Below are 11,066 nucleotides of genomic sequence, written 5' to 3' on the forward strand. Positions count from 1 at the left end.
CTTCCGGCGCCTTCCGTCGGGGGTGACGTCAGGCGCTCAGGATCTCCCGGGCCAGCTTCGCCGTCTCGGTCGGCGTCTTGCCGACCTTGACGCCGGCGGCCTCGAGGGCCTCCTTCTTGGCCTGGGCGGTGCCGGAGGAGCCGGAGACGATGGCGCCGGCGTGGCCCATGGTCTTGCCCTCGGGCGCGGTGAAGCCCGCGACGTAGCCGACGACCGGCTTGGTCACGTTCTCCTTGATGAAGGCCGCGGCCCGCTCCTCGGCGTCGCCGCCGATCTCACCGATCATCACGATCAGGTCGGTGTCGGGGTCGTCCTGGAAGGCGGCCAGGGCGTCGATGTGCGTGGTGCCGATGATCGGGTCGCCACCGATGCCGACGGCGGTGGTGAAGCCGATGTCCCGCAGCTCGTACATCATCTGGTACGTCAGCGTGCCGGACTTCGACACCAGGCCGATGCGGCCCGGCTTGGTGATGTCGCCCGGGATGATGCCGACGTTCGACTGGCCCGGGGTGATGATGCCGGGGCAGTTCGGGCCGATGATCCGGGTCTTGTTGCCCTTCTTGCCGGCGTACGCCCAGAAGGCCGCCGAGTCGTGCACGGCGATGCCCTCGGTGATCACGACGGCCAGCGGGATCTCGGCGTCGATGGCCTCGACGACCGCGTCCTTGGTGAACTTCTCCGGCACGAAGATGACGGTGACGTCGGCGCCGGTCTTCTCGATGGCCTCCTTGACGGTCCCGAAGACGGGTACCTCGGTGCCGTCGAAGTCCACGGTCTGACCCGCCTTGCGCGGGTTGACGCCGCCCACGACGTTGGTGCCGTCACCGAGCATGAGCTTGGTGTGCTTCATGCCGGTGGCGCCGGTCATGCCCTGGACGATGACCTTGCTGTCCTTGTTGAGCCAGATAGCCATGGTGGTGTGAGTCCTCGTCCTCGTGCTTACTTGGCGGCGGCCAGCTCGGCGGCCTTGTCGGCCGCGCCGTCCATGGTGTCGACGCGCTGCACCAGCGGGTGGTCGGCGTCCGTGAGGATCTTCCGGCCCAGCTCGGCGTTGTTGCCGTCCAGGCGGACGACGAGCGGCTTCTCGACCTTCTCGCCGCGGTCCTCCAGCAGCTTCAGTGCCTGCACGATGCCGTTCGCGACCTCGTCGCAGGCGGTGATGCCACCGAAGACGTTCACGAAGACGGACTTCACGTCCGGGTCGCCCAGGATGATCTCCAGGCCGTTCGCCATCACCTGGGCGGAGGCGCCGCCGCCGATGTCCAGGAAGTTGGCGGGCTTGACGCCGCCGTGCTTCTCACCGGCGTACGCGACGACGTCCAGGGTGCTCATGACGAGACCGGCGCCGTTGCCGATGATGCCGACCTCGCCGTCGAGCTTGACGTAGTTGAGGTTCTTCTCCTTGGCGGCGGCCTCGAGCGGATTGGCCGCGGCCTTGTCGTGGAGCTCCTCGTACTCGGGGTGACGGAACTCGGCGTTGTCGTCGAGCGACACCTTGCCGTCCAGGGCGATGACGTCGCCGGAGGCGACCTTCGCCAGCGGGTTGACCTCGACGAGGAGGGCGTCCGACTTGATGAAGGTGTCCCACAGCTTGACGAGGACGTTCGCGACCTTGTCCGCGACCTCGGCCGGGAACTTGGCGGCCGCGACGATCTCGCGGGCCTTGGCCTCGTCCACACCGTCGATCGGGTCGATCGGCGTCTTGGCGACGGCGTCCGGACGGGTGGCCGCCACCTCCTCGATCTCCATGCCGCCCTCGACGGAGGCGATGGAGAGGAAGGTGCGGTTCGCACGGTCGAGGAGGAAGGAGACGTAGTACTCCTCGACGATCTCCGGAGCGGTCTCGGCGATCATCACCTTGTGGACCGTGTGGCCCTTGATGTCCATGCCGAGGATGTCCGTCGCGCGGGCGACGGCCTCGTCCGCGGAGGCGGCCAGCTTGACGCCACCGGCCTTGCCGCGACCACCGACCTTCACCTGCGCCTTGACGACGGACTTGCCGCCCAGACGCTCGGTGATCTCGCGCGCCGCCTCAGGCGTGTCGATGACTTCACCGGCCAGCACCGGTACATCGTGCTTGGCGAAGAGGTCCCTCGCCTGGTACTCGAACAGGTCCACGCGCTTCCGTCCCTATCAGTGATCTCGCGGTTCGTTGGATGCGTGGGCGTGCCGCGAAGGGCAACGTGACGACGTCCGCATGTGTCACAAGGGATGCGCACACGGTGTCCGAGCGCGCGGCATGTCCGTCTCGCAGGTTATCGCTGCTTCCGGGGGCCCCCTAAATCGCGAGTCACACCTGAGCGGTGATACCTGTCACATGATGCCGCCCTCTCTGGCACGGGGTGCCGGACGTGAGGCGGCGGGGGCGGGGCGGAGGCGGCCGGGGCCCGGGGGCGGCAGGGGGTGGGCGCGGGGTGGGCGTCGTTCCGAGGGGCCCGGGGAAGCGGGGCGCGGGGGTCGGCGTCGTTCAGCCGGGGGTGGGTCGGGTCCCACCGGGCTGGGGTCGGCCCGGTGGGACCCGGGGCAGCCCCGGAGGGCTGCGGTCGGCGGGTCGTCGTCCTCACCCCATGAGGGCGACCCGCCTCCTCCGCGGCGCCACCGCCCGGACGTGTCCGACGGCTTTCGGCCGTCCGGGCGGCGCATCCGGCGGAGCCGGGGGGGAGGTGGGGGTGCGGAGGTGGGGGTGCGGCAGTGGGGGCTGCGGGGTGGGGGTCAGCCGCCGTACGGCGTGGTGGGCGCGACGGGCGCCCAGCCGGTCGCGTCCTCACCGAAGAGGTGGCCGGCCTCGCGCCAGCTCTGGGCGGGGGTCGTGTCGGCGAGCAGGGCGGCCGCCCGCTCCTGCAGGGCCCGGGCGTGGGCCAGGGCGGTGGCGCGGGCCTTCTCCGTGGCCCGGGCGGCCCGTGCGGCACGGGCGCCCTGGATGGCCTGGGCAGCCCGCACCCTGGTGGCCCCCGGGGCGGGGGTCCGGGCGGTGGCTCCGGTGGTGGTCACGAGGGAACGGCGGGGGTTCGTGGTCATGCGCGCGTCGCATCCTTAGGGGGTTCCGAGACATCGGAAGGCTGGGGGACATTCCGGGAGCGACCCGTCCGGTCACGAGGGGGACCGGGACGGGCGGGAAGGTCTGCCCTAAGCAGGGAAGACGGGAATGTCCCGGTACCTGTCCCGGGTCTCGGTCGCCTCCGCGCCCACGGCACCGCCGGCCACGAGCAGCAGCGGCACCTGGTGGTGCGGGGTCACGGCGTGCGCGTCACCGTGCCGCGGCGCGCCGTTGTCCATCGCGGGCGCGCTGCCCAGGGCGCCGTCGGGGTGGCCGCCGCCCGGGGCGTGCTGCGCGGGACTCCGGGGGCCGGGCCGGGCACCGGCGTGGTGGGCGACGCCGTGCGCCGACGTGCCGTCGGTGCCGCGACGCGGTGCGTCCCAGGGACCGTAGGAGGTCGGGCGGGGAGGAGCGACGGGCGTGGTCGCAGCGACCCGCTCTCGTTCCGGCGCGTGCTCCTGCGGTGCCGGCGTGACCGGGGTGGCGCCCTGCTGCGGCAGTGCGTCGACCGGCGCGGGCAGGGTGGTCACCGGCGGCCCGGACCCGCCGGACCCGTCGGACGGCCCCGGTTCACCGGGCAGGCCGGGCACCTCGGGCAGCCCCGGCACGGTCGGCGCCGACGGCACGGACGGGAGCCAGGGAAGCGAGGGAAGCGAGGGCAGCTCGGGCAGGGACGGGAGCGAGGGCAACGACGACACCGGCGGCAGTTGCGCCTGCACCCGTCCCAGTTCCTCGGTCACCGACCGCACCACGGCGCCGACGGGCCGGACGACGCCCTCCCCCACGATCCGCACGACCTGCCCGGCGGGAGGGGCGGTCGCCGCGCCGGCCGAGTCACTCGCCGGGGCGGTCTTCCCTGCGGGGAGGGCCCCGCCCGGGGCGGAGTCAGCGAAGGCCTGCGGTCCAGCGTCCTCCGTGACCGTCTGCGACCCGGTGCCCGCCGTGCCCGCCGTGCCCTCCGCGGCCTGCGCCTGCCCGCCGAAGAGCAGGCCCAGCGCGAACAGTCCGCCCAGCAGCAACACCACTCGCACCGCACGCCGCCCCACCGCGGTGCGCGCGACGCGCAGAGCGGCGGCTCGGGGCGAAGCCGTGGGCCGGAGCAAGACGGACGGGCCTCCGTTGCGGCGGTACGGGGTTGCGGCCGTACGGGTCGGGTCCTGGCGGACGGGTCAGGGCACGGGCCGCGTCCTGGGCGGAGCACAGGCCGGTGTCCTGAGGGGCGTCGAGAGGCACCGATCCTCGCACGCACGTCCCACGCTCGCGCAAGCCCCCTGTTACCGATGGGTAGGCATGTCCCGTTTTGCTGGCGGAAACAGGTCGACAAATCGTCAGCAGCCGGACCCGCCTCAGGCGCCGTCCGGTAGCGGCAGCGGCCGCTTCTCGATCGCCGCCGCCATCACCTCCGGGAACAGCTCGGGCGTACAGGCGAACGCCGGCGCCCCGAGCGCCGCCAGGGCCGCCGCGTGCTCCCGGTCGTAGGCCGGAGCGCCCTCGTCCGACAGCGCGAGCAGCGCCACGAACTGCACCCCCGACGCCTTCATCGCCGCCACCCGCTTGAGCATCTCCTGCCGTATGCCGCCCTCGTACAGGTCGCTGATCAGCACGACCACCGTGTCCGCGGGCCGGGTGATGCGGGCCTGGCAGTACGCGAGCGCCCGGTTGATGTCGGTGCCGCCGCCGAGCTGGGTGCCGAACAGGACGTCCACGGGATCGTCGAGCTGGTCCGTGAGGTCGACGACGGAGGTGTCGAACGCGACCAGCCGCGTGCTGAGCGACCGCATCGAGGCGAGGACCGCGCCGAACACCGACGCGTACACCACCGACGCCGCCATCGACCCCGACTGGTCGATGCACAGGACGACGTCCTTGCGCACCGACCGCGACGCCCTCCCGTACCCGACGAGCCGCTCCGGCACCACCGTGCCGTGTTCGGGCAGGTAGTGCTTGAGGTTGGCGGCGATCGTGCGGTTCCAGTCGATGTCGTGGTGGCGCGGTCTGCTGACCCGCGCACTGCGGTCGAGGGCACCGGTGAGGGTCGCGCGCGTGCGGCTCGCGAGCCGCTTCTCCAGGTCGTCGACCACCTTGCGGACGACCGCCCGCGCCGTCTCCCTGGTGGTCTCCGGCATCGCCTTGTTCAGCGAGAGGAGGGTGCCGACGAGGTGCACGTCGGCCTCCACCGCCTCCAGCATCTCCGGCTCCAGCAGCAACGTCGACAGCCCGAGCCGGTCGATGGCGTCGCGCTGCATGACCTGGACGACGGAGGCGGGGAAGTACGTCCGGATGTCCCCCAGCCAGCGCGCCACCGACGGCGCGGACGCCCCGAGCCCCGCCGTCCGCTCCCGCCCCGCCTGCCCCTTGTCGTCCCTGCCGTACAGCGCGGAGAGCGTCTGGTCCATCGCCGCGTCCTGCCCGGACAGCCCGTACCCGGTGCCGTCCGCCGTGTCCCCCCCGAGCACCAGCCGCCATCGCCGCAGCCGCTCGGACGCCTCCGCGTCCCTCACCTCGGCCGCCTCTCCGCTCTCGCTCCCCGTCGCGTCCGTCATCCCCCCACCCCCGTCAGGCTGTCCGGCTGCCGCTCCGGTCGCCTCTCCTCCGTGTCCGCGCCCAGCAGCAGCCGCACCACCGGGAGCACGGCGTCCGCCCTGGCGGTGTCCGGCTCGGGCGCGAACCCCGGGATCCCCGCCCCGGTGCCGGTGACGCCCGCCCGCTCCCCCGGCCCCCGGCGCACCAGTTCGCCCAGCGTCCGGCGGACACCCGGCTCGTACGCGGAGAACGTCCGCCGCAGCAGCGGCAGGACGTCCGTGAACGCCTCCGCCGGCACCCCTGTCAGCCAGCCGTCGACCAGCGCCAGCAGCCGTTCGTCGTGGACGAGCAGCATCCCGCCCCCGGCGCCGCCCCCGACGAACCCCTCGATCCACGCGGCCGCGTCCGTCGGCGGTGTCCCGACCGACAGGGCGAGCCCCATGAGCCGGGCCGCCTCGTCCGCGTCCACCTCGCCCCCGTCGAGCAGCAGGCGCACGGCCCGCCCCCGGATCTCCCCGGGCACGCTGTCCCGCCCGGACAGCACCCGCAGCACCGCCCGCCAGCGGCCCCGCAGGTCCGTGCCGTGCGGCGCGGGGCCGTCCTCCAGCAGCCCGACCGCCCCGTGCACCGCGTCCACGTGCCGCCGCATCTCCTCGGCCGCGTCGGCGTCGAGTCCCGCGCACGCCGGGGGCAGTCCGACGAAGACCCGCTCGGCCAGGCCCGCCGCGACCTCCGCCAGCGCCGCGGTGTCGGTGCCGCGCACGTCGCCGTAGCGCAGCGACCGGACGAGCGCGGGCAGGGCCTGGGCGAGGTGCCCGACGTCCGTGTCGAGGGCCGCCCGGTCGGCGAGGACCCGCATGACCGCCGGGAGCGCGTCCGACAGGCCCGCGAGGAGGCAGCGCTCGGCGAGCCCGGTGACCTCGGCGAGGCCCGGCGCGGCGACCGCGTCGGCCTCGGCCCGGGCGGTGGCCGCCGCGAGCACCGTCGTGCCCCACACGCCCGCCTCGGCGACCCGCACCGACAGCTCCGGCTCCCACCGCAGCCGCCAGGTCTCCCGGAACGTGCCCGTGCTCCCCCGCGACACGATCCGCTCGCCCCACGCCACGCCGAGCAGCCCCAGCCGGTGCAGCAGCCTGCTGCGCTCGGCGTCGGTCTCCTTGCGCAGGTCCAGCTCCACCTCCCGCTCCCGTGCCTCCGGCTTGAAGCGCAGCCGCCGCTGCTGCCGGTCGAGGTCCCGCTGCAGCGGCACCGCGGGCGCACTCGCCGGCACCTCCCCGAGGACGTCCCCGACGACCAGCCGGTCCCGCACCAGCGCCAGCGGCACGTCCGAGCCGTCGCACATCACCGCCCGCACCGCGTCGGTCGTCTCGCCCAGCCCGGGCAGCGGACGGCCGCGCAGCACGGCGAGCGTCTCCGCGAGCCGGACCGCCTCGATGACGTGGGCCGACGAGACGAGGCGGTCCTCCTCCCGCAGCAGCCCGGCCACCTTCGTCATCCACCGCTCGACGGGCCGGTCCGGCGCACCGAACAGGTGCCCGTACCAGCCGGGTGAGTCGATCCCCGCCCCGTACCCGCTCGCCCGCGCCAGCCGCCGGTGCGTCCACGGCACCCAGGTCATGTCCGCCCTGACCTTGGGCAGTCCCTTGAGCAGGGCCCGGTCGGCGGTGACGGACGCCCGCTGCCGCAGCGCCGGCACGTGCCACGCCCCGCACACCACGGCGACCCCGTCGTCCCCCGCCTCCCGGCCGGCCGCCCGCACCTGGAGCCGCATGTACGCCTCGCGCACGGCGTCCCGCTCGTGGCCCCCGTCGCCGTACGTCTCGCGGAGCGCCCCCATCGCCTCCTCCAGCGCGGCGAACGGCGCGAACGGGTCGCCCGCCCCCACCCCCCGGTGCTCGACGACGTCCTCCCACCACCGCTCCGGATCGTCGTACCCGGCGGTCCGGGCCAGCGTCCCGAGCGGATCGACCCGCACGCCCGCGCGCGGCGCCCCGTCGCCGGCGGTGTCCTCCCCGTCCTCCTGCTTCTCGTCCTCCTGCTCCTCGTCGTCCTCCTCCCCCTCTCCGCGCTCGTCCCCACGCTCCCAGGCCAGCGTGTGGGCGGCGGGCAGGTCGATGAAGCGGGCCGGGACGCCGTGGTCCAGGGCCCAGCGGATCGCGACCCACTCGGGGGAGAACTCGGCCATCGGCCAGAACGCCGAGCGGCCGGGATCGTCGACGGCATGGGCGAGGAGGGCGACCGGCGGGCGCATCCCCTCGTCGGCGGCGAGCGGCACCAGCGCGTCGGCCTCCGGCGGCCCCTCGATCAGCACCACCCGCGGGCGGGCCGCCTCCAGCGCCGCCCGCACGGCCCGGGCCGACCCCGGCCCGTGGTGCCGTACGCCCAGCAGCAGGGGACCCCCGTCGGCCGCTCCCCCGCCGCCCCCGGGCGCGGTCCCGTTCACACGCTCACGTCCCGGCAGGCGCGGTAGAAGTCGGTCCAGCCCTCGCGCTCGCGGACCACCGCTTCCAGGTACTCCTGCCAGACGACGCGGTCGGCCGCCGGGTCGCGGACGACCGCGCCGAGGATGCCGGCCGCGACGTCGCCGGGCCGCAGGACCCCGTCACCGAAGTGGGCCGCCAGGGCCAGCCCGCCCGTCACCACGGAGATCGCCTCGGCCGTCGAGAGCGTGCCGCTGGGCGACTTGACCTTGGTGCGCCCGTCGGCGGTGATGCCGTCGCGCAGCTCCCGGAAGACGGTGACCACCCGGCGGATCTCGTCGATGCCGTCGGGCACGGCGGGCAGGTCCAGGGAGCGTCCGATCTGGTCGACGCGGCGGGCGACGATGTCGACCTCGGCCTCGACGCTCGCCGGGAGCGGCAGCACGACCGTGTTGAACCGCCGGCGCAGGGCGCTCGACAGCTCGTTGACGCCCCGGTCGCGGTCGTTGGCGGTGGCGATCAGGTTGAAGCCGCGGACCGCCTGAACCTCCTGCCCGAGTTCCGGTATCGGCAGCGTCTTCTCCGACAGGATGGTGATGAGGGTGTCCTGCACGTCGGCGGGGATGCGGGTCAGCTCCTCGACGCGGGCCGTCATCCCCTCCGCCATGGCCCGCATCACGGGGCTGGGCACGAGGGCGTCCCGGCTGGGTCCGTTGGCCAGCAGCTGGGCGTAGTTCCAGCCGTAGCGGATGGCCTCCTCCGGGGTGCCGGCCGTGCCCTGCACGAGGAGGGTGGAGTCGCCGCTGACCGCGGCGGCCAGGTGCTCGGACACCCAGGTCTTGGCCGTGCCGGGGACGCCGAGCAGGAGCAGGGCGCGGTCGGTGGCGAGCGTGGTGACGGCGACCTCGACGATGCGGCGGGGGCCCACGTACTTCGGGGTGATCACCGTGCCGTCCGACAGGGTGCCGCCGAGGAGGTAGGTGGCGACCGCCCACGGCGACAGCTTCCAGCGGGGCGGGCGCGGGCGGTCGTCGTGGGCGGCGAGCGCGGCGAGTTCGTCGGCGAAGGCGTCCTCGGCGTGCGGTCGCAGGGGCTCTCCCGTACCTGCCGGGTTCGCGGGCGCGGAGTGGTTCCCGCCCGGTGCGGCGGACGTGTTGTCGGCGGTGACGGACATGGCTGCGAGTCCCCCTCCAGCTCGGCCGGTTCGGATCTGGCACCCACCTTGCACCATCCCACTGACAATCGGCCCCGACCTGCGCAAACGCCGTCCCGGCAGCGATCGGGGCACCGGTCGGGGCGCCGATTGTCAGTGGGTGGATCTACCGTCGTCGGCATGAGTGAGCAGGGGGTGCGCTGGACCGCGGACCAGGTGCTGGCACTGGCGCCTGACGATGTGTCACGCAAAGCGGGGAGCAAACTCGGCTCGGCCGGTCCGTGGTCGCGGACGGGCAGTTCCGGGGAGGGGGCGGTGTGGGGTCTGTGCAAGGGCAGCGGCACGACGCCGTACCGGACGGTCGTCGACCTCGCGGACCCCTCCGGCCCGGCGTACCGGTGCAGCTGCCCCAGCCGCAAGTTCCCGTGCAAGCACGCCCTCGGGCTGCTGCTGCTCTGGTCGGGCGGGGAACCGCTGCCGCGGGCGGAGCCACCGGAGTGGGCCGGGCAGTGGCTCACGGAGCGGCGCGAGCGCCTGGGGAGGGAGAAGAAGGAGGAGCCGGTCGCGGACGGACCGGCGGGCGGTGCGGCGGATCCCGAGGCGGCGCGGCGTCGTGCGGAGCGCCGGGCCGAGCGGATCGGCGCCGGGGCGACCGAGCTGGAGCAGCGGCTGGCGGACCTGCTGCGGACCGGTCTGGCCTCGGCCGAGCAGGCGGGGTACGAGCTGTGGGAGGAGATGGCCGCCCGCATGGTCGACGCGCAGGCGCCCGGCCTGGCGGCGCGGGTCCGTGAGCTGGGCGCGGTACCGGGGTCGGGTCCCGGCTGGCCGGCGCGGCTGCTGGAGGAGTGCGCGCTGCTCCACCTGCTGGACCGCGGCTGGCTGCGCCGCGCCGAGCTGCCCGACGGCCTGGCGGCGACGGTGCGCAGCCGGGTCGGTCTGACCGGCACGGCGGACGGCCCGCCGGTGCGCGACAACTGGCTGGTCCTCGCCCAGTACGACACGGCGGACGCGAAGCTGACCACCCGCCGCATCTGGCTCCACGGCACCGGGTGCGGCCGCACGGCCCTGCTCCTGTCCTACGGGGCCGCGGGCCGCGCCCCGGAGCTGGCCCTGCCGGTGGGTCTCGCGCTGGACGCGGAGCTGTCCGCGTACCCGGACGCGGGCCGGCAGCGGGCCGCGCTGGTCGAGCGGCACGCCCCGCCGGAGCCGACCCCTGTGCGGCCGCCCGGCGTGACGACCGTCGAGGCCGCCGCCCGGTACGGCGACGCCCTGCGCGACGACCCGTGGCTGGAGTCGGTCCCGGTGACGCTGGACGACGTCGTGCCCACGCCGGACGGTGACTCCTGGCAGCTCGCGGACGCCGACGGAGCCGCCGCGCTGCCGCTGACGCGCTCCGCCGCGTCCCGTCCGGGCCTGTGGCGCCTGGTCGCGCTGTCGGGCGGGGCCCCGGTGAAGGTGTTCGGCGAGTGCGGCCACCGCGGTTTCACCCCGCTGACCGCCTGGCCGACCGGCGCGGGAGAGGCGGTCGCGCTGTGCTGACCTGTCACCCCTGCCCGGCGTTCCCTCGCGTCACCGCCGTATACAGGCATATCTCCGGTCACATCGGACACCCGGTTCCGTACGACGGTTCCACCACTCGGGTCTTGCGCCGGAAAGGAACGTCATGAACGGCACGGCAGCCGCGCTCCCGCCCAGCGGCGGCACCGACACCTGGGAGGAGCTGGTCACGGCCGCCCTCCTGGGCACCGACCGGCGCACGCCGCCGGGCGTGGCCCCGGGACCGTCGGCGCCCCTGGCCCTGCTGGACCGCGCGGCCGCCGAGACCGTACGGCGCAGGGCCGGGCTGCGGCCGGGCCCGGCCGCGGCCCGGCCCGCGGCGGCGCCCGTGGACCCGCGTCCGCCGCTGCCCGCCGCCGCGGCCCGCCGGCTGGGG

General features: G+C 74.8%; 9 protein-coding genes. 2 read left to right on the forward strand and 7 right to left on the reverse strand.

All coding sequences use genetic code 11. From position 1 onward, the window contains the following. Nucleotides 1-28: 28 nt before the first annotated feature. The 7 genes from sucD to E4U92_RS34575 form a co-directional block, all read right to left on the reverse strand. On the reverse strand, nucleotides 29-913 hold the full coding sequence (gene sucD / locus E4U92_RS34545) for a succinate--CoA ligase subunit alpha (protein ID WP_137304406.1): 885 nt from the start codon (nucleotides 911-913) through the stop codon (nucleotides 29-31). Nucleotides 914-939: 26 nt separating this feature from the next. Further along, on the reverse strand, nucleotides 940-2,118 hold the full coding sequence (gene sucC / locus E4U92_RS34550; protein WP_137304407.1) for an ADP-forming succinate--CoA ligase subunit beta: 1,179 nt from the start codon (nucleotides 2,116-2,118) through the stop codon (nucleotides 940-942). A 594-nt stretch (nucleotides 2,119-2,712) separates the two neighbouring features. Beyond that, on the reverse strand, nucleotides 2,713-3,018 hold the full coding sequence (locus tag E4U92_RS34555; protein ID WP_168725266.1) for a hypothetical protein: 306 nt from the start codon (nucleotides 3,016-3,018) through the stop codon (nucleotides 2,713-2,715). Nucleotides 3,019-3,126: 108 nt separating this feature from the next. After that, nucleotides 3,127-4,068: a hypothetical protein gene (locus E4U92_RS34560; protein WP_137304409.1), complete on the reverse strand. Its 942-nt coding sequence runs from the start codon at nucleotides 4,066-4,068 to the stop codon at nucleotides 3,127-3,129. 315 nt (nucleotides 4,069-4,383) lie between these two features. Further along, nucleotides 4,384-5,580 carry a VWA domain-containing protein gene (locus E4U92_RS34565; protein WP_137304410.1) on the reverse strand — a complete coding sequence of 399 codons (1,197 nt, stop codon included), beginning with the start codon at nucleotides 5,578-5,580 and terminating at the stop codon, nucleotides 4,384-4,386. Further along, the gene (locus tag E4U92_RS34570; protein WP_168725267.1) at nucleotides 5,577-8,003 is read right to left on the reverse strand and encodes a DUF5682 family protein; all 2,427 of its coding nucleotides are present in this window, start codon (nucleotides 8,001-8,003) and stop codon (nucleotides 5,577-5,579) included. Before E4U92_RS34570 ends, E4U92_RS34565 begins: the two co-directional genes overlap by 4 nt. Beyond that, nucleotides 8,000-9,154, reverse strand: coding sequence for an ATP-binding protein (locus tag E4U92_RS34575; protein WP_137304412.1), 1,155 nt, complete (start codon nucleotides 9,152-9,154; stop codon nucleotides 8,000-8,002). Before E4U92_RS34575 ends, E4U92_RS34570 begins: the two co-directional genes overlap by 4 nt. Before the next feature lie 159 nt (nucleotides 9,155-9,313). On the opposite strand from E4U92_RS34575, the gene E4U92_RS34580 reads away from it, so the two are divergent. Both E4U92_RS34580 and E4U92_RS34585 read left to right on the forward strand, forming a co-directional pair. Then, the gene (locus tag E4U92_RS34580; RefSeq protein ID WP_137304413.1) at nucleotides 9,314-10,672 is read left to right on the forward strand and encodes an SWIM zinc finger family protein; all 1,359 of its coding nucleotides are present in this window, start codon (nucleotides 9,314-9,316) and stop codon (nucleotides 10,670-10,672) included. 124 nt (nucleotides 10,673-10,796) lie between these two features. Continuing rightward, the coding region (locus E4U92_RS34585; RefSeq protein WP_479681752.1) for a DUF5691 domain-containing protein at nucleotides 10,797-11,066 on the forward strand (270 nt) is incomplete at its 3' end.

It is taken from the genome of Streptomyces galbus (assembly GCF_005280195.1).
Lineage (GTDB): Bacteria > Actinomycetota > Actinomycetes > Streptomycetales > Streptomycetaceae > Streptomyces > Streptomyces galbus.